Source organism: Bacillus sp. 05T21, from assembly GCF_056396785.1.
Window position 1 is genome coordinate 1 of the sequence record NZ_JBFTMD010000037.1, and the last position, 20,025, is coordinate 20,025.

General features: G+C 31.8%; 13 protein-coding genes. 9 read left to right on the forward strand and 4 right to left on the reverse strand.

From position 1 onward, the window contains the following. Positions 1 to 235 precede the first annotated feature (235 nt). The 3 genes from AC1DKZ_RS29895 to AC1DKZ_RS29905 form a co-directional block, all read right to left on the reverse strand. Positions 236 to 826, reverse strand: coding sequence for an SUKH-4 family immunity protein (locus tag AC1DKZ_RS29895; RefSeq protein ID WP_327898195.1), 591 nt, complete (start codon positions 824 to 826; stop codon positions 236 to 238). Positions 827 to 997: 171 nt separating this feature from the next. Then, positions 998 to 4,072, reverse strand: coding sequence for a type IV secretory system conjugative DNA transfer family protein (locus AC1DKZ_RS29900; RefSeq protein WP_476997707.1), 3,075 nt, complete (start codon positions 4,070 to 4,072; stop codon positions 998 to 1,000). Then, a complete protein-coding gene (locus tag AC1DKZ_RS29905; RefSeq protein ID WP_476997708.1) occupies positions 4,044 to 5,594 on the reverse strand; it encodes a replication-relaxation family protein in 1,551 nt (516 codons plus the stop codon). The genes AC1DKZ_RS29900 and AC1DKZ_RS29905 overlap by 29 nt, the downstream gene beginning before the upstream one ends. Positions 5,595 to 6,132: 538 nt before the next feature. On the opposite strand from AC1DKZ_RS29905, the gene AC1DKZ_RS29910 reads away from it, so the two are divergent. The 3 genes from AC1DKZ_RS29910 to AC1DKZ_RS29920 all read left to right on the forward strand — a co-directional run bounded on the left by AC1DKZ_RS29910 (position 6,133) and on the right by AC1DKZ_RS29920 (position 9,278). Next, positions 6,133 to 6,819: a hypothetical protein gene (locus tag AC1DKZ_RS29910; RefSeq protein ID WP_476997709.1), complete on the forward strand. Its 687-nt coding sequence runs from the start codon at positions 6,133 to 6,135 to the stop codon at positions 6,817 to 6,819. Between the two features lie 576 nt (positions 6,820 to 7,395). Continuing rightward, the gene (locus AC1DKZ_RS29915; protein ID WP_001006721.1) at positions 7,396 to 7,830 is read left to right on the forward strand and encodes a hypothetical protein; all 435 of its coding nucleotides are present in this window, start codon (positions 7,396 to 7,398) and stop codon (positions 7,828 to 7,830) included. Continuing rightward, a complete protein-coding gene (locus tag AC1DKZ_RS29920) occupies positions 7,830 to 9,278 on the forward strand; it encodes an FtsZ/tubulin family protein (protein ID WP_476997710.1) in 1,449 nt (482 codons plus the stop codon). The genes AC1DKZ_RS29915 and AC1DKZ_RS29920 overlap by 1 nt, the downstream gene beginning before the upstream one ends. A 25-nt stretch (positions 9,279 to 9,303) precedes the next feature. Here the strand turns inward: AC1DKZ_RS29920 and AC1DKZ_RS29925 are convergent, their stop codons facing one another. Then, a complete protein-coding gene (locus AC1DKZ_RS29925) occupies positions 9,304 to 10,053 on the reverse strand; it encodes a MerR family transcriptional regulator (protein WP_098169009.1) in 750 nt (249 codons plus the stop codon). 2,995 nt (positions 10,054 to 13,048) lie between these two features. Here AC1DKZ_RS29925 and AC1DKZ_RS29930 point away from each other — a divergent pair. The 6 genes from AC1DKZ_RS29930 (at position 13,049) to AC1DKZ_RS29955 (ending at position 20,009) form a co-directional block, all read left to right on the forward strand. Beyond that, the gene (locus AC1DKZ_RS29930) at positions 13,049 to 14,362 is read left to right on the forward strand and encodes a DNA primase (protein WP_476997711.1); all 1,314 of its coding nucleotides are present in this window, start codon (positions 13,049 to 13,051) and stop codon (positions 14,360 to 14,362) included. A 531-nt stretch (positions 14,363 to 14,893) separates the two neighbouring features. Then, positions 14,894 to 15,124: a hypothetical protein gene (locus AC1DKZ_RS29935; protein ID WP_000533697.1), complete on the forward strand. Its 231-nt coding sequence runs from the start codon at positions 14,894 to 14,896 to the stop codon at positions 15,122 to 15,124. A gap of 106 nt (positions 15,125 to 15,230) precedes the next feature. Next, a complete protein-coding gene (locus tag AC1DKZ_RS29940; protein WP_404511741.1) occupies positions 15,231 to 15,872 on the forward strand; it encodes an IS607 family transposase in 642 nt (213 codons plus the stop codon). Continuing rightward, positions 15,835 to 16,953, forward strand: a complete 1,119-nt coding sequence (locus AC1DKZ_RS29945; RefSeq protein ID WP_476997712.1) for an RNA-guided endonuclease InsQ/TnpB family protein — start codon at positions 15,835 to 15,837, stop codon at positions 16,951 to 16,953. The genes AC1DKZ_RS29940 and AC1DKZ_RS29945 overlap by 38 nt, the downstream gene beginning before the upstream one ends. A gap of 160 nt (positions 16,954 to 17,113) precedes the next feature. After that, complete coding sequence (locus AC1DKZ_RS29950) at positions 17,114 to 18,085, forward strand: sigma-70 family RNA polymerase sigma factor (RefSeq protein WP_476997713.1); 972 nt, start codon at positions 17,114 to 17,116, stop codon at positions 18,083 to 18,085. Positions 18,086 to 18,401: 316 nt separating this feature from the next. Next, positions 18,402 to 20,009: a hypothetical protein gene (locus AC1DKZ_RS29955; protein WP_476997714.1), complete on the forward strand. Its 1,608-nt coding sequence runs from the start codon at positions 18,402 to 18,404 to the stop codon at positions 20,007 to 20,009. The last annotated feature ends 16 nt before the right edge of the window (positions 20,010 to 20,025 follow it).

The window sequence follows — 20,025 nt, forward strand, 5'->3', positions numbered from 1 at the left end:
TTTTGATTTTAACTGAAGACGAAAGTGTTATTGCAAGGGTTTCATTACCTGAATTATAAAAGGAAGGGGCAGTCTGTTGCCCTTCCTTTTTGTTATTGTCTTTTTAATTGAATTTAAACTAACCTGCCCCGTTTGTTTAAGTGAAAATCATCACAATTTTGATTTTACATTTTAACAAAATATCTCCCATAGTATTGAACACGTTCCTTCAGTAAGTATCTCAATTAAAGATAATCTATTTCTCGTCTGACTTTTCCAAAAGAAAGTTTAAATTGCCATGATATAAACAATTCCAAAAGTGTCTATTGTAGTTATCATCATTAATTAATATGTTATTATCAAGCTCGACTAATTTGTTCTTCAAATCATGAAAAGTCTTTATTAGATCACAATCTTTGTAGTGCCCCTGCTCTGCTAGCTGAACCCAATACTTTTTAAAGCAATTGAAGCAGGAATACATTTTCTCTATAGAAGAATTAACAAAATATCTTTCTACTCTTTCCGTAATCTCATGTTCTAGCTCATATATTTCTCCTGTGGGCTGGTAGATAGCAATTAGATTACCTGAATCCATATTACTCCCAATAACAAGGTATGGTTTAAACTTCTCTAAACTCGCTAAAAACGCTTCTGTATAATCTTTATCCAATATCGATAGAGAAAAATCATTTTGTTTTGTCCATTCCACTACATCTAAAAGAAAACCATTTGAATAGGTGTAAAATTCTACATTGAGACATTCAAATTCATTTCCTTTAATTTGATGCTTAAGTAAAAAGTGCATACTATCAATGGGCAAATTTAATTTGGCTATTTCCAATGTCATTCCTCCAACCCTTAATAATTAATCCATTTTCTGCTTCTACACAAACTCAATTAAATTTTAGCATAAAGAAATGGTCTTCTTGCGGAAAGTGGAATATGAAATAATAAAAAGGTATGAGTATACAACCCACACCTTTTTACCGTTATAAATATTCGTTATATGCATAGCTTATCAATCATAATCAATGTCACCTTCGATATATTGACTGAGTTTATCCTTAATTTCCGCACTTTCTGGAGTTACTTCTGCCACTTTCCGATTGTGAAGACGAGAGCCTCCGTCCATTTCATCTAAAGGTAATGTATTTTCAACATCTTGAGAAGCAGTAGCAGCCATTTGTTGTAACCATTGCATTGTTAAGTTAGATGTTGTATTTTTACCATTGATTTCTGCAGTTCGTTGAATTTCCTGTTCCTGCTGATTATGAGTTACAGTCGATGTGTAAGCAGGCTCTCTATATTGTGGTGTATGCTTCGCCCTTGGCACTTCTATTGGAGTTTCAGTAATAACTGGTGCTTTGTTGTTAAGTTCAATAGGTTCTCTATGTTTACCTGTATCTGGTACATTTTCTTTTTGAAAATTGATTACTTCATTAATTTTTGCGGGTTCTGTTGTATTAGAAGTAGCAATTGATGCTGTAGTGCCCTCCTTTTCTAGCTTAGGAGCAGATTTTCTTGAGTTATCTTGCACAGGTTGATTATTTGTTAATTCATCTTCATTGTCAGTATCATCTTCGTTATTGTAATAATCATAAGTATCAGGATTTAACTTCTGTAACCAACCTTCTATTGCAGTCGGCACTGTTGTAGGTGTACTCAATTCCTCAATTACATTTTCTTCACTATCAACATCTGTATCTGTGACATAATCATCATATTTAATTTCCGCATTTAATGACTCTTCTCGAATTTTCAACCAATAAGCAGCTGCTTCTGCATCAACTTGAATTTTAGCTGTTTTAAACTCAATAGAAGGAACAAAGTTTGCATTTACTTGTATTCCACCTTGTGGGGCGTTATCTTTTACAATTTTAGCAGCACACTGGAATGCTTTTTGAATCAATATATCATTTTCAGATAGAATGGGTACCTCTGTTTTCGAATAAGAGTAGGATGTTCTACGGGTACTTTGTGTTTTCGTTTCAGTTGTTACCATATCAATTTCTTGATCACCTTCACGTGCTTCATAAATTGTTTTCGTACCCATAAGCTTACTAAACAATTTAGCGTCTTCATTAGTAATATCACCATAAACAAGTTTATTACGAAATGTACCTAACAGGATATCCATGAATCTTGGGCCATGTTCAATTGCTAATTGACTAATTGTTTGTGCAATAACAATTAAAGGTGCTTTATATTTACGTGATTGAGCAGGAAAACTTTTAAATGCTTTATAAATGTAATCAGCAAACTCATCGACTAAAACAGGATGGTAAGGAGATACGTTAGGCTTACGACGGAAAACGGCATTCTGCACGGCATACAAACATAATTTACCGAATACATCAGATAAATCAGAAAGTTCCCCTTTCGCAGTATTGATTAAAAGGATGCCTCCAAATTCCAAATGCTTTTCAAAGTCAAAATCTGATGGACCACATAATACACGACGAAGCAGAGGTTGAGCTGAAATATCATTTAATGTGTTTCGTAAACCACGAACGAAGGTTTCTTGTTTATCGATAATCTTTGGCTGCCCATAGTATTTCCCTTCAGTATGATAAACAACTTCCCCTCCTCCACGACCGCCAGAAATTTCAGGCACATAATTTAAATCAAACCATTCATCAACTTGCTTCAATATGCGCCAATGATTTCTCTCATCTCTATCAGGTATAGATTCAATATCATTTGGAAGTCGCCCTTTTAACTTAAGATGCATCTCAAAAACGAGGTTAGCATCATTATACATATCAATTAAATGTTCAAATCTAGCTTCAAATTTTGAATCATGGAGTTTTAACAAGTAAATATGTTGTTTAAGATGGGAACGCTCAGATTGAACGAAGAAAGGATTTCCTGCTCCATTATCAGAGAGCCCCGTTAATACTGAACATAACATCTCAGCAACTTTATCAACTGGACCACGTACGAAATTTATTGAAGGGGTATCAGGATTTGTTGGATCTAAATAGAAAATAACACTATCGGGAATCTTGTGTGCCAATACCAAGTTATATACCTTTTCGCAGAAGTCATTAGATGGCTCGATAACTGTAAGACCATTTACCTGCGTTCCTTTTACATCCTCTGAATGATAATCTTTTCTTGCATATAAGGTTTTAAAGTTATTAATCATTGAAGCCATATAGTCAAGAATTTGATTAGCAATTGGTAAACCTAGTGCAGCTGATTTACCTGTACCAATGTTACCGATGATCATTATATTAAGTGTTAAAGACTTACCTTGTATTACTGCCATTTCCCGTGTAGCACTGTTAGGACCAAGAAAGATATCGGGTTCTGGCAATTTTGATGGATTTTTTTCAGTGAAAAATCTGTGTAATGAAGTAGCAAGTTTCCGTTGACGATCATCATTCAAAAAGGAAAGCATCCAACCAGGTATTTTAAATACGCATTCCCATTTTCCGAATTCATCTAAAAGCTCTTTTTTATGTTCATAAAAAATCTTAAAGAGCCATAAGAGCACGAGAATAATAATAATTACAGGTATAGCAAATACAAGGTGCATGATATTACTAAAATTTGAAAGTATAGTAGCCTCTAATCCTTTGTCATTTAGTGAAACTTCTCCAGCTTTCGAATGTAAGAATGGAATAAATATCTTAGCTAATGGAACACTAAATGCCCATAAGTACTGGGCAACTATACCAATTAACATCATCGAGAAAATAAACCATCTACGCTTTATCTCCTGATAGGTCTTAACCTTGGTTGATAGTTGCCAAGTATAAATTAAAATCCAAAAGCTAAAAAAGGTTTCAATGTAATAATTAGTTTCAAACGGATTACCCAAGATACTTAAAGTAGGTAATGGAGCCCCCATTTGTATTGACCAGAAAGAAGTGTATTTATATATTCCTCTAAAAGCAAAATACCAAGCTAGCAGAAGTAGTAATGTCACAACATAGTAAGATGAGCGGGCTGCTAAACGATATTTCCAGCTTTTTGTAATGTCGATTGTAACTGTATAGGAATTTTTTTTGCTCTTTCCGGCTTTTGGATCCTCCCCATTACCTGGTGCATTATTGAGTTCAGCATCTTTTTGAACTGCATTCTCCAAATTCTTGTTTCACCCTCTCTTTTAACGAATAAAAAGCAGCGGTGAAATTAAGCAATTCAGCAGAAGTAGCCAATAATATATTCTCTGGTGCTATGGAATTGTGATATAAATCAGTAAAAATGGCTTGCTGCCCATGCTCTAATTCATCCGCTTCATATATCCCCAAAATCTTAATTGGGTTTAGTGTTCGGTGTTGATTTTGCATGGCCAACAATCCTGATAATTGTTGTAATTTAAAGTGTGTGTTAACCTCCCCTACCTTAAGTATTGTTAATAGACATAATATTTCTAAGTAATCTAAAGGTTTTTTTTCTTCATCAGGTGATTTTTTTCGTAATACCAAAATGTCATCTGTTAGCTCAAGTAGTTTAGAATGCTGAATCCCTTTCGCTTGCATTTCATTTTTATTAGATATCCACTTTACAGAATAAGGGAAAGAAGAATTTACATTTAAACGTTCAGTGATTTTTTTGAGCATATGACTTTTGCTTAAACTATTAACTTCGCGAATTTCTTGAAGAATATTATTTATTACAAGTGCCGATCCACCCATATTGCATACGTAGACATTTAGGTTATTCACTACACTTAAACGTGGTATATTGCTGAAAGCTTTTTTTAAATTTGTTACACGTGTAGTCCTTTTTTTGTAAGTAGAAATTGTGTGATAGGAGTCATCAATCACTGAAAATAACACGTAAAATTGTTTAGATGGGTTAGCAGCAGCGATATCGAGATATTTTTTTAGTTTGTTTTCTAAAAATGGAATGTTTTCTGATCCAGTATCAACTTCAATATTGATAATAGAATCTTTACAAGTAAGAACCCAATCAGGAATGATTAAAGGGTTTCCCTTTGAATCGGGATAAAACTCTTTAGATGGACGAAATGAATAAACGAGTTGAGGTAGATCTGGTTGGAAGGAAACGGGTTGAAGTTCTGGCTGAAACATTTCGCGATATTCTTCATCTTCGTATAAAAAGTAAACATTATTTGAATTGGAATACATTAGGTTGGGCAAATGTAAGTTTTGCTTCACAAGTGAGTTTAGTGGAAAAAGATAATCGCCATTACCACCTACAATTGCACCGGTATGTTCATTTAGGGATTCTGCTTCAAGTAGATTTAGCACAAATTGTGTAATAGCTATATTGTGTTCATATTGCCTTTTGGTAACAAACGAGGTACTGCAATCAGTGATTAATTTTAAACGATATAATATTTCTGCTCCCTTTGAAGTGATAGAAACGAAATCCAATGTAAAGCCACGCTTTTTTCTCACACTTATATTTTCTTTTTTTATTAATTTCATTTTTGCCCATTTAGTTAACTTGGATGAAAATGTGGTTCGACTTATAGGCTCCCCACTTATCAATTCATAGAATTTTCGTAATTGAATTTGAGATACAGTTCGTTGTTCATATAAAAATAAAACTGTAAAAATATCAGAACGATTAAAATAAACACCACGATCATTCTCTCCGACGATATATTTAACGGCATGGTCAAATGATTTTTTCAATTTTAAACACTCCTTTGAAATGGAAAAAATATACGTAAAATTGCATAAAATCGAGTGCGATTATCATGAAATGAAAGTAATTAATTTTGGATAAATTAAGCAGTTCAGTACATAAAAATGATTAATGTATATTTTAACTGAAATTTGCAAAAAAGTAACCCGTTATCCCCCATGGACTCTTGGTTTAAAAACACCTATTATTTCGTCAGGTGTGAGTAATAAACTTCAATGTTATTAAGTAGAAATTTGCTATTAGAGTTCGTCTTATGTACTTCGACATAGATAAGAGAACATATGACGAACTCTAATGATGAAAAAAGGGTTCGTCATATGTACTCCGTCATATATGTGTAGAGTATCTAAAATAGATAAAATGTACAGTGTATATACTTTTGCATAGATGAAACTAAGTATTAAACAGAATTGCATTTAATTCTGTAGAGGTATTTGTTTATCAGAAGGAAAAATTACATCATAAAAGAAATAAGTAAATAAACATAATAAAGTAAATGAAAATTGTGTATATTTCATATTTTGCATGTTACAATCTGATTTAAGGGGTGAAAAAATGCGGAATTGGAACACAGAATATGGGTTAATAACAAAGATAATACAAAGTGAATTTGAAACGGACCTTCTTTATACCAAAGTAATCAACACATTATGTAACGAACATGAGATAATCCCATTAAAGTTTGCAGCTCTAGATCCTTATAAAACGTATAATACCGCACAAGTCAGTAGAATTTTGAGGATAAAATCTAATCAATTAAGATTTCTAATCAACAAATACGGTGAATACATCCAATTAAGAAAAAAAAGAACTAAATATATTATTTCATTTAAAGCTGTATATAGGATATATTTAGTGCATCTATGCTTAACAAAGAAATTAATTAGTTCATCTGAGTTTAATCGCTTTATGGCTTTACATGTGAGTTATAGTGATTATATTGATATGAAATTGACAAGTTATACTGACAAGTTTGTAGAACTTAATTTCAGAGAAAAACAAATGAATGAAAATGAATCACAATTTTATGTGTTATTTCTGCAAATCTCAGAAATAACTACGGAATTAATAAAAGAAATAACGAATTATAACATGACATTGACATCCCCTTTCCTTTCTGTAGACAACCAACAGAAAAATGAGTTATTAAAAAAGAAGAAGGATCATAAAGATCTGTTTAATAAACTAAGTGTTTTATATAAAACTATATAGTTAAAAGAGTAATACTTAAGAAGTATTACTCTTTTTTATAGGGTTATATACACGTTTTGTTTATAAGTCTTTCATATAAGACCTTTAAATGAGTCGTGTAATAATTCGTGGTAATATTCTATTGACATGAAATTAATATAAAAGCATATAAAACCTTTAATAATAAGTGTTTATCCATACGTCTTATATGTAGTTCGTATATATAAGATGTATAAATAAAATGACCATGATAATAGTACGTTATTTTAGGAGTATTATATATTGGAATTATAATTCTAGATAAAAATGTACATAAATACTGCACTCATATTTATTATTTAATAGTTATTGTTAGTTATATGAAACCTGATATTAACATGTTTTATTTAATGCTTATATGAACGACTTTCATGTACGTCTTATATATTTGACGTTGATATATAGGGCATTGTTTCAATTTTACATTTTGTAAATATTATATAAGACTTATATATAACAACTTAATATAAGTCTTATATATAATAACTTGATATACGTCTTACAATGATGTAATATATTTTTAGGAATAATTAACCAACGTTTTAAGGGGGGGACAACTTGAACGAGGTATTAAGTGAAAAATATAAACAAAACAAATTCACTGAAGAAGTTGTGGAAATGTTTGCAGACATTATTGAAGGAGACGAAATACTCTACAATGTATTTCATTACATAGGATCTCAAGTAAACAAACAATACCAAGAGACAAAGTATATGAGAGGAATCTCAATAAATGAAATAGTAGAAAGTGTTGTTATTGATAGGAGAGTAAAGAAACCTAAGGGTAAATCCTATTCATTAGAACTTGAAAGAACTAACATTTCAAGAAGATCGGCAGAAGGTAGTGTTGCTACTTTAGCTTCAATGTCATTAATAACAGAAAAAATTATGCATCCGTATAAGTTTTTAATTTCAACTATTAGGGGACAACAAGTATTAGTTGAATTAGGGAAACGTAAAAAAAGTAATGAGAATAAGGGAGAGATAAAATAATGGCAAAAAACTTTCTGAAAAACGAAGTAGCTGTGAAAATGACTATGGTTGGTTTTGGTCAAGCTGGAACTAGAATGGTAGATAAATTTGCTGAGTATAAGCATACAGACGGTACAGCAGTTTATAATTGCCTAGCATTGAATAGTAATGATGGGGATTTAGCTGAACTGAAAAATGTGCCGAAAAGTAACCAAGTTTCACTAAAATTAGGTGGTTTGGGTAAGAATCCTGAGCGTGCTGTAAAGGTTTTAGAATCTAATGAAGAAGCTAAAGATAAATTAAAAGAATTTATAACGGAACGTGTTAGACCAACTGATGAATTAGTACTATTTTTTGCAGGTTTAGGCGGTGGTACAGGTACATCTACAATTATTCAAGCAATTGAAGAATTCTCCGCTTTTCATAATAAACCTGTAATTGCTGAAGAACTTAAAAGTATGGCAATGAAAATTCCTAGAGAAGAATTAATAAAAAATCAACAAAAGTATGCAAGAATTGCTTTCAATAATGCTATTGAGCGTAAAGATTTCATTAAAATGGGTATTGTAGTTACACTTCCAGTTAGAGCTGATGGGCCTGATGTACTAAGACAGGTGAATAAATTTTCACAAGAAATTTGGAAGTTAGCTAATGATCCAGCGAAAGGCGTTGCATTTGTTGTATTTGCAGATAACCAACACTTCTATGATGAGTTTAAGGGATTAAACGAAAATGAGAAAAAAGGCATTGGAAACTCACGAGACTATGCAAACCAACGCATTGGAGATATTATTCATGAGTTAAATACAGCTGCAAATGGTTCAGGAACATCAGTAATTCTAGATTCTCAGGACTTTAAACGAATTTTACTAGAAAGAACAGGCTGTTTAGTAATTAATAAGGTTTCACGTAATATGAATCAAATTGAAAACAGTGAAGAAATTGTAGATATGTTCTCAGAATCATTGAAAGGAAGCTCATTCCATCACCCTATTGACCTGATGAAGACAAATGAAAATGGAGATTTAGAGGCATCGAAGGTACATCATTTTGGTATGTTAGCAATTTTAGATGAACAGAAGAACATTGATGATTCATTTATGGATGATGCAAAAGTAGAAGTGACAAATAAACTACCAATCAATGGAACTGTTTTTAATGGTTATTTAGTGAGTAAAAATGACTTTATGGGCAGCGTGTATACTTTCTATAAGACAGATGCACTACCATCACGTTTATCTAAAGGATTAGTTGAAGAATATAACGAATTTAAGAAAAAACAGAGTCAAATTCAATATACAAAGTCACAAATTAATACTATTGAAGCGCAAGACTCGGACGATGACTTCAATATTAACTTTGGTGATTACTTTGAATTAGAACCAGTTAAAGATGAAGAACCACAAACGCAAAATGATGAAGAATTAGCTGCATTTATGGATCCCGATAAGATGTTTGGAACAAAATAAAAAATAAGCCTGGAATTTTCCAGGCTTATTTTTCTGTTCTCATTACATTTTTCATGTATTCAATCATGTTCTCATCAATATAGTTTTCTATGAAAAGTTGTTTTCTCGCAAGATCTTCCTCTTTTTTAAACCAGCCAACTTTTTTAATACGAGTTTCTTCTGGTTGTGAACTCCACTCTCTTTCAGCTTGTTTCCTTAATTCTGTACGCGCTCTATGTTGAATTATCATATTATCTAGTCTTTCTTGTCTTTGGCGCTCTTTTAACATTTCAGGGTCTTCTGGTTCAGGGAGCACTGCACGTATAGCATCTTCAAACTTTCCTTGATACTCTAATTCAATGTTTTGTAAATGCATTTGAATCTTTTGCTCGACTATTTTTTCAATAGTCGCTGCAGCTTCCTGCATGTTTAATTGGGTTGATACTTCACTGTTTTGATTTTCTGGAGAAACTGGTCTTAGTTCAAATTGATGTGGTAAAAGCTCAATAATTGCATCTAGCGACCACTTTTCATCCCTTTTTAGCTTGATAAATAAAGCTATGTCTAAATCCAGTGTGTTATATAGCTTTTCATTTGTATTATTGGTTCTTAATGTTCCGTGTAACCCCTTTTCCTCTAGGATATTGAACCAATTGTATACAGTGTTATGATGTCGGCCTACTAGTTTTGAAAACTCTGTTATTCGCCAAGCTTTTTCAAAAGTATCTTCATGACTAGAGTTTGTATTATTTGACTCCATATGTTCAGTTGTATTTTTGTTATCTTGTTCAATCATCGTTGTACCTCCTTGAAATATAATGGCCATAGCAAAATGGAATTAACATATAAAGTGAGATTGATATGTTAAGTGTCTTTCGACGATATAAACCTCAATACCTTTATCGATTGACATTCACATGAAATGTGTCATTGATATATAAAGCACCACTTGTTAACATGAAGTTGATAAATAAGGATTTAGAATTAACTATTGCTAATGTCCAGTTAATAATCCGTTAGTTATTAATGATTATTGTTGCTATGAAATTAACAAATTAGTCTACAATATATTAATGATAAGAAAATATTAGTGATTTGTAAATAAATTATAAGGATATAGCATTAAACTTAAAGACTTAAAAGCTAAAAAGTATGTATAAATCTAAAGCGAAAAGCCCATACTAATAGTAAATAAAGGCCTATATTTATTGTGATTTATGATACTCGGTAGTAGAAAACCAAGAATGGTATAGTTAATTGGTTTCAGTAGGTCTTTAGAATGCACGTGATGGCTATTATAGGTTATTGAAGTACTTTTATGCGGTTTAATATAAACTCACTTTTTCTAGGGGGTATCGCCCTTTACAAGTGATTTCTATATAATCAAAATTGATTCATACAATTGCTACTTTTAAATCGGAAGTAATAAAAAGTAATTTATTGTTTTTGGCTACTATCAAAATACTTTCAAGAATGATATCTTCTCCGATTTATCCAGTGAATTTTGCTATAGAAAAAAGCCATTTAATAGATGTAGAATCTAAAGCTCTATTTGTATGTATATTCTCAACTTTAGAATCAATGATTGTTAATGTTATGTCAACACGTATGGGTGATAGTTGATGTGACACTACTATTGATGGATAACTATCCCTATTAACATGTCAATCTCAGGTCACATATCAATTACAAATAAAGAGAAAACTGTTAATTTTGTTGTGTTACTAATAAGAAACTATCAATTGTATGGAGTTCTTGTTAGTTTCTAGCCAGAATTATTGTTCTTTTAGGATGTTTTCTTTTTTTGATTTTCCAATAGAAACCTGTTGTGGTAGATAAATTTTTAACTAATGCAAATTCCGAAGAACCAAGATCTGCATCTATGCGTATTACAACTACATAATTGTTAATGTTATATCGATGTTTAATGCATATTGTTGATATGACATTAACAATATAGATAGCGTTTCTCTCTACGTATCGCTTTTAGACTATATACCAATGATAAACAAAGGCTGAAAAGCATTGAATTACTGTCGTCATTTGTTATTGCGATTAAATTTTAACTATTTTTTGATAGTGTGAAAACAACTTCTAGGATAGATCATCACTAGATTTGCTTCGAGCAAACCACCACAGAAGAAAAAAATCACCAATATAGATTTTGAAATCTTGAAAGCTATAAACACTTCTCCTTTTTGACACCTTATTGTTAATGTCATATCAATATTAATTAGAATGATATTGATTGCAAAAGAAAATAATCGCTTAACATGTCAATTTCAGGTTACATATCAATGATAAACAAAGGGAAAACTGTTGATTTTTTGGTGTCACTAATAAGAAACTATCAATTGTATGGAGTTCTTGTTAGTTTCTAAGTGCAATTATAGTTCTTTTAGAGTGTTTTTTGATTTTTCATTAGAAATCTGTTGTAGTAAATAAATTTATAACTAATACAGATCTCGATGACCCAAGACATGTATTTATGCGTATTTCAACTACTTAATTGTTAATGTCATATTAATGTTAAATGAAAATTATTGATATGACATTAACAATATAGACAGTATTCCTTTCTATGTGTTGTTTTTAGACTGTATGTCAATGATAAATAAAGGGTAAAATGCTGTCATCATTTATTATCCCGATTAAATTTTTAACTATGTTTTGATGGTGTCGAGACATTTTCTAGGATAAATCGTCACTAGATTCACTTCGAGAAAACTGCCGCAGAAGAAAAATTTCAACCGATATAGATTTTGAAATCTTGAAAGCTATAAACGATTCTTCTTTTTTGACACCTTATTGTTAATGTTATGTCAATCTTATTCAAAATGATATCGATAACAAAAGAAAACAATTGGTTAACATGTTAATCTCGGTTGACATGTTAATAACAAATGAAAGATTAAAAATCAGTTATCTTTTCATCGGTATCAACATGAGATTGATAGTTTCAAGGTGTTTCTTTTTTATGTCTTACTAGCATTGAAACATTTTCAAAGGTAGTTTATTAATCAACTTATTTCCGTGCAATCTGTTGCAATGGACTAATGTTCAACTAATATAGATCTTGAAGTTTAGATAGGTACAAACATTTTTGATAAGTAATCGCTTGTTAATGTTATGTTGATGTTAACCGGTGGATACTAGTGATAAAGTTGGTGCGCTTCGTTTGATATGTTAATCTCATTTGACATGTCAATGTCAAATTTGGGTGAGATGTATTGATTTTCTGTTGGTATCAACATGAGATTGATAATTATATGACTGTTTTATAGTCCTTATTCTAAAGTGTTTTTGAGTAGGATTAATTAATTTTGAACAAAATATAATGTTGTGATGATTGTTTACAAGAAATAGATTATGGTCAACAAGATTGCGCTTAATAGCGCAGTTAATTGGTTAGTAGAGAGTATACTGTACCAAAAAAAGTAAGCAGAAAAACATTAGTGAACGGTTAATAAGGGGGACCCTTATAGCTTAGTAAATATAGATTGCTAAAATAGTATCTAATTCCGAAGAAGTTCTCGCTTCAAAAGGTCCAAAAGGGGTTAAGCGGTGAGATGCCCATGTATAATTATAGTGTGGAGTTTTATAATATTAGAAGATTATTTGATTAAATAAAGAATTTTTGGTATATTCTTACTATAGCTTGTTAATTTTTTTATTTTCTAGTGATTACATAAAGCCCTTCGGGTTACGGATTAAATTACACGTTTGTGTGGTATTTAACCTCCGTATTCCAAAGGGCTTTTTTATTTGATCAAGGGAAAAGGAGATATGTGATGTCAATTGAAAAGTTAGCAGCAAGTAGAATATTAAGGCCAGTGAGGAGCATGAATAAGGGGAGTAATGAGAGATGGTTTGAATATTATAGAACAACGTGCCCTATATGTGGTAAGCAAGGATGGTGCATGGTTAATAATTCTGAAACCAAAATAATATGTGGACGAATTCCATCAGAAACAGTATTCGGGGAAGCAGGCTATTTACATATAGTAGCTGAAGATCAAAAAAGGGGATATGACTTTTCTCAAGAACAGATGATTAAGGAACATAGGAGGAAAAATGATTACACCCTTGATATTATTTACACTTTATTCCTAGAATCTTTAGACGTGCGAGATGAACATATTAAAATGTTAATGGGATCAAAACGTAGGATTACAAGAGAAGTAATAAGTGTTAGAAATTACAAAAGTTTTCCTATTAAACCTTGGGATACTACGAAAGAGCTAATAAAAAAAGTAGGGGGGAAAACAAGCTATGTTGTTGGAATTCCAGGATTTTATGCAAAAGGAACAAAGGATGGAAGATATTTCACATTTGCAGGAAGGAGAGATTCTTTATTAATACCTCAGAGAAATATATATAATCAGATATGCGGTTTTCAATGTAGAATTGATAATCCTGAATATATGACAGTTGTAAAAAATTATAAACCAAGCTTTAAGGCAGAAGTTATTGAGCAACCCAATACTATAGAGGTGACCTATGAAATTAATGGGAAGATAGAGTCTATATTTAAAGGTGAAATCGATGTTAAAGAATGGTATGAAATTAATTATGAAGGTGAAAAATTAGGTGAAGTACAATTAAAGTTAGAAAGTAAATATATTTGGGTTAGCTCAGGTGGGAGATTTCATGGCACGGGAGCAGGAAACCCATTGCCAATACATGTAGCAGTACCTAGTCGAGAGCTGAAAAATTGGGAACGTGGAGAATTAATAAAAAAGGATAATGTATGGATTTCAGAAGGTAGTCTAAAGTCTGATATTGCTGCAGAAAACTTAGACGAGCTTCTAACAAATGAGGAAAAAGTAATGTATGGTACAACAGTTGTATCAATACCTGGGGTTAAAGTATGGAGAATATTAATTGAACCATTAAAAAAAATGGGAGTTAAACAGGCGACGTTTGCTTTAGATATGGATATGATTACAAATTCAGATGTTCAGCGGTCGTTATTAGAATGTGCGCAAGCGCTTTATCAAGAAGGGATAAGTATTAATTATGCAAGTTGGGATATTAATCTTGGAAAGGGGCTAGATGATTTACTGTTAAACGATTATATTCCAGCAATAGAGAAAGTGAGATAAACGCTATTTTAATTGAAATAAGTTAAAAAACATATTAATAAGGGATAGAAATGATTAATTACTTTTCTATACCATAATTAGAATGAGTGTTTTTATAAAATCGAAATTTCTATGTTAATTATACAAAAATTACATATGAGGTTCGAGGAAATATAAATTTGTAAGCTTTAAAGGTAAATTTATTTTTTACTCTTTCTAAACGGATGTTTTGTATAGAAGAATATAAAACATCTATTATTTTATACGTGTTCTTGATAGTCATCAGGGTTTAAATTGTATATAAACCTTGATGATTATCAAGATTTATATACATATAATTAGTTTAATCATAAGGAAATGATGGATATTTTAATATCTCGGTAATTTCTTGAAATTTTTAGAATAATTTATTTTACATTTTGTTATAATCCTATATCATATACATACAGGATAAATTTGGAAGAGTTTTAGGGCGAAGTTTCGTATCTATGTAATATCGATAGTAGTTTTTAATTACTAAATAATACTATTCATGTATACGAGGTGAAACAAATGGGGAGACGAGTAAGCGAGAAGAAAACGAAAGAGCAGTTTTTATATGAAAGAAGAAGACAATTAGAAATAATGGAAGGTATTAGTAGCATCTGCAAAGGATGCGATATTTATATAGAATTGAGAAAAACGAAAGCACATAAAGAAGTTGCCAATACATGCGCAAGGAATTGTAAGTTGATTAGTAACGTACAAAAGGAGACAAAGATGTTTTTAGAAACAATTCGATAAAATGAGAAGGGAGGGGAGTAACAGTTGAAATAAATCTATAAAACTTTATAAAAGACCCTCTAATTATTATAAAGTTTAAGTAATAATAATTAGAGAGGTGATATAGATGAAGTACTATTCCATTGGTGAATTTGCTAATTTAATAGGAAAGACAACTCAAACGTTAAGAAACTGGGATAAACAAAATGTTTTTAAACCACATCACGTAACGGATAGTGGTTATCGATATTACTCACAAGAACAACTTAATCACTTCTTGGGTATTAAAGGTGAAATGCAGTTAAACAAAATAGTGATAGGATACTGTAGAGTTAGCTCTCATAAACAGAAAGATGATTTGGAAAAACAAATTGATAACGTAAAAACGTATATGTTTGCTAAAGGCTATCAATTTGAAATCATCACTGATATAGGAAGTGGGATTAACTATAATAAAAAGGGATTAAATGAATTAATTGATAAGGTCACTAATTCGGAAGTAGAAAAGATTGTTATTCTATATAAAGATCGGTTAATTCGATTCGGGTATGAATTAATCGAAAACCTATGTAATAAATATGGAACGACTATTGAGGTCATTGACCATACAAAAAAGACCGAGGAACAAGAATTAGTAGAAGATTTAATTCAGATTGTCACTGTTTTCAGCTGTAGATTGCAAGGCAAAAGAGCCAATAAAGCCAAGAAGATGATTAAGGAGTTGATGGAAAATGATACTTGCGAGGAAAGTAAGAATAAGACCAAATAAAGAACAAGAACATCAACTTTGGAAATCCGTTGGAACAGCCCGATGGGCTTATAACTGGACATTAGGTAAACAAGAAGAAAATCACAAGCACGGTGGTAAATTTCTATCTGACGGCCTCCTTCGTAAAGAATTAACAGTTCTGAAACAAACAGAAGAATATGTATGGCTATACGAAGTATCCAATAACATTACAAAGCAAGCGATCAAAGATGCTTGTGAAGCATATAAGCGATTCTTCAAGGGACTGGCTAATAAACCATGTTTCAAAAGTAGAAGAAAATCCAAGCCGTCTTTTTACAACGATAATGTGAAATTGAAAGTTCGAAATAACGAAGTGTTGATTGAAAAAGTTGGATGGATGAAAATTTCAGAATCATTACCAGTCGATGTAAAGTATACGAATCCACGTATTCATCTCGACGGAAAGTATTGGTATTTGTCCGTTGGCGTAGAAAACGAGTGTCCCAAAATAGAATTAACAGATGTCTCACTAGATATTGACGTTGGTGTGAAGGAACTGGCTGTTTGCTCGGATGGAGAGAAAAAGAAAAATATCAACAAAACACAAACAGTAAAAAAGGTAGAGAAACGCCTTCGTAGGTTGCAACGTCAAGTTTCTCGCAAATATGAAATAAATAAGGAGGGAAACCGTTTCATCAAAACCGGCAACATTATAAAAGTCGAAAAGAAAATACAACACTTGCATAGAAGGTTGACCAATATCAGAACAAATTATCTTCATCAAGTCACGAAAGATATCGTGAAAACCAAGCCATATCGAATCGTGATGGAAACCTTGAACATCAAAGGAATGATGAAGAATAAGCACTTGTCTAAAGCTATTGCAAAACAATGTTTATATGAGCTTAAGCGACAAATTCAATATAAAAGCGAAAAATATGGTATTGAATTTATTGAAGCTGATAAATGGTATCCATCTTCTAAGACGTGTTCAAGTTGTGGAAGCATCAAGAAAGATCTAAAGCTATCTGATCGCACATACAAAAGTGCTTGTAGTCATGTCATAGATCGGGATTTAAATGCAGCCATCAACTTGTCACGTTATGAATTAGCCAATTAACACCTAAACGTTATGGCTAATATGTAGGATGCGTTGTATCCGAATTTACGCCCTCGGAGAGTTATATCAAACGGTAGTAGCTTTGGCAAAACCGGACTCGTAGAACAGGGAAATAAACAAACTTTATAGACTTTTATAAGGTTTTGGCAACGGAATAGGTATGAATCAATCATATAGCAGCTTGAATCGCGATGAGTCATTAAATAAAACTATAACACAAGGTTCTACTGCAAGAAGTATTAAGCCAATGGCTAATCCAGAAGAAAACACTTTTGAAATTAAGGGAATTGGGAATTATAAGGTACTATCAAAACAAGAAAGTTTAAAATTATTTCAGCGGTACAAACATGGTGAAAAGGATCTACGTGATTATTTGTTTCATGTGAATGTAGGACTAGTATTATCTATTGCAAGAAAGTACAAAAACAAGCACCCTGATATAGAGTTTGATGATCTAGTTCAAGAAGGTAATGAGGGAATGTTACGGGCAATGGAAGATTTTAATCCGGCTTTAGGTTATTGCTTTTCCACGTACGCTTTTTGGTGGATACAAAAAAGTATGTTAGGAATTATATGTAAAAAAAAGTCTGGGCCTTTTAAAATCCCTAATTATGTGAATCAATTTAATTTAAGATATGTCGAGTTAGAAGATAAATATCTACAAATGTACAACAGGACCCCTTCAGTGGAAGAAGTAGTAAAAGAGTTAAATGTAACTAGCGAAACAGTCATTAAGCACAACGTATATTATAAGCGGGCTACTACTATGACTTTGGATATAGATACAATAAATGAAGATATAGGTATATCAAATCCATTCTATGATGATAGTTCAGCAATTCCGTCAACAAATGAGATGGTAATTGAGGACCTAAATTACGAGATATGGTTAATATTTGATGAAGTATTAAACTCAAAGCAAAAGATGGTACTAAATCTATGTTTTGGTCTTCTAGATAGTAAAGTATATTTGCATAAAGAAATTGCAAAAGCACTTATGATAACAACTGAAAGAGTGTCACAAATAAAGGATGAAGCAATTAAAAGATTGAAGAAATGTGACTATAAAGATGAAATTTTTGATCTACTACATGAAAAGTTGAGAGTAATGGATGAACTTAATATGGTGTGAAAATATATATTCTTATTTATCGGAATATACAGTATAACGAGCGTATTGTATCTTTTTTTTATCTGAAAATTGGAAACGAAGTGATGTATTAAGGGTATAACATGTACTAAAAACTCAATAGATGATAAATAAAAAGAAGGATAAATGGGTGCTACCTGTTTATCCTTCTTTTTATTTATCATGCTTAAAAAAATAATATTATCTTTATTTTTCCTTAGTTTTTCTATAGAAATATCTCATGATTAATTATGAAGGATAAATAATTTAATTACTCTCATTTATGAGGTACCAATAGAAAGGAGGCCATTGTTGTTATATGCAAAATAATAGAAAAAGAAACGTAATTAAAGAAAGAATTAGACAAGAAAAAGAACGAAGAGAACGATTACTAGCAGAGGAAGAAGAACAATATGGAGATTTCCATGGGGATCAAGTAAGTGAGCAATTCCAGCAAGAGCGTTCAGAACAACCACTGAAACAAAGTGAAGAAAGTGTAGTTTTAAATACACCTAAAAATGAAGCTTCAAAAAGTAATCCGGCTCTTGATTGGATTACAACAATTCAAAAACAGTCAAGCACTTCTGAAAGCGAATTTAATATAGAACAACCAGAAGCAGAAGAAGAAGCAAGAGAACGTGAAGAAGAGGAAGCGCGTAGAAAGGCGGAAGAAGAAGCAAGAGAACGTGAAGAAGCGGAAGCACGTAGAAAAGCAGAAGAAGAAGCGAGGAAACGTAAAGAAGCGGAAGCACGTAGAAAGGCGGAAGAAGAAGCAAGAGAACGTAAAGAAACGGAAGCGCGTAGAAAGGCGGAAGAAGAAGCAAGAGAACGTAAAGAAACGGAAGCACGTAGAAAGGCCGAGGAAGAAACAAGGAAACGTGAAGAGGCAGAAGCACGTAGAAAAGCAGAGGAAGAAGCAAGAGAACGTAAAGAAGAGGAAGCACGTAGAAGGGCCGAGGAAGAAACAACGAAACGTGAAGAAGCAGAAGCATGTAGAAAAGCAGAGGAAGAAGCAAGGGAACGTAAAGAAGCGGCAGCACGTAGAAGGGCCGAGGAAGAAGCAAGGGAACAGGCAAAAGCACGACGGAAAGAAGAAGAGAAAAAACTTGAAGAAGTAAGAAAAAGAAGATTAGAGGAAGAAAAGAAAATAGAAGAAGCTCAAAAGAGACAAAAAATAGTTGTGGCTAAAAGGGAACCAGAAAGTGATGAAATTAATTTAAATAAGGAAAGAAATCTAGCAAATGTAACTAAATTTGAACAGGATGAGAAAGTAGTAATCGATAAAAAAGGAATCTTAAATAATATGAAAAAGTATAAGTACGCTATTATAGGAGTCGCATCAATTGTTTTATTAGTAGTAGCAGGTTTTGCCTTTAGCGATATGAAAAATTCACAGGCTGCATCTGCAAATAATGTAAATAGTTTAGAAGTTAATGCAAATTTAATAAATGGATTAAGGTTATCTGCAGTTCAAAAATATCAAGATGCTGCCTTGGAATTTGATAAAGTCGATTATAAAAAGTTAGGAAAAGAAGATAAAAAGGCAGTTTTATTTACGTATCTATTAAGTGGTAAAGCACAAAAGGCAATTGACTTAGAACAAGATTTTGCAGAATCAGTAGTTTCATATTATATAGCTGTAGATAATTTGAAAAAAGTAAAAGAATTAAAAACAAAAAATCCACTAATTAATTTTGAAATTTCTGCATTAGATAACAAACATGAAGAAGTTATCAAATTAAGAGATCAAGTGCCACTAGATGGCAGAAGAGAAGGAATCATTGTTAATAGTTATTTGAAATTAAATAAATCTGAGGAAGCTAAAAAGTTTGCTCAAAAGGTTGGAAATAAAGATTTACTTGAAAAAATCAACAATTCTGCACCTAATAGCTCTGCTACATCTGTAGCAATTATAAGTGCAGGCTAAGTAATAGGGAGGAATT

Excerpts from the sequence above, each read along its gene's own strand:
- AC1DKZ_RS29945 (WP_476997712.1), top strand. The coding sequence starts at position 15,835 with ATGATACTTGCGAGGAAAGTAAGAATAAGACCAAATAAAGAACAAGAA.
- AC1DKZ_RS29950 (WP_476997713.1), top strand. The coding sequence starts at position 17,114 with ATGAATCAATCATATAGCAGCTTGAATCGCGATGAGTCATTAAATAAA.
- AC1DKZ_RS29940 (WP_404511741.1), top strand. The coding sequence starts at position 15,231 with ATGAAGTACTATTCCATTGGTGAATTTGCTAATTTAATAGGAAAGACA.
- AC1DKZ_RS29910 (WP_476997709.1), top strand. The coding sequence starts at position 6,133 with ATGTTACAATCTGATTTAAGGGGTGAAAAAATGCGGAATTGGAACACA.
- AC1DKZ_RS29930 (WP_476997711.1), top strand. The coding sequence starts at position 13,049 with ATGTCAATTGAAAAGTTAGCAGCAAGTAGAATATTAAGGCCAGTGAGG.
- AC1DKZ_RS29955 (WP_476997714.1), top strand. The coding sequence starts at position 18,402 with ATGCAAAATAATAGAAAAAGAAACGTAATTAAAGAAAGAATTAGACAA.
- AC1DKZ_RS29920 (WP_476997710.1), top strand. The coding sequence starts at position 7,830 with ATGGCAAAAAACTTTCTGAAAAACGAAGTAGCTGTGAAAATGACTATG.
- AC1DKZ_RS29895 (WP_327898195.1), bottom strand. The coding sequence starts at position 826 with ATGACATTGGAAATAGCCAAATTAAATTTGCCCATTGATAGTATGCAC.
- AC1DKZ_RS29925 (WP_098169009.1), bottom strand. The coding sequence starts at position 10,053 with ATGATTGAACAAGATAACAAAAATACAACTGAACATATGGAGTCAAAT.
- AC1DKZ_RS29935 (WP_000533697.1), top strand. The coding sequence starts at position 14,894 with ATGGGGAGACGAGTAAGCGAGAAGAAAACGAAAGAGCAGTTTTTATAT.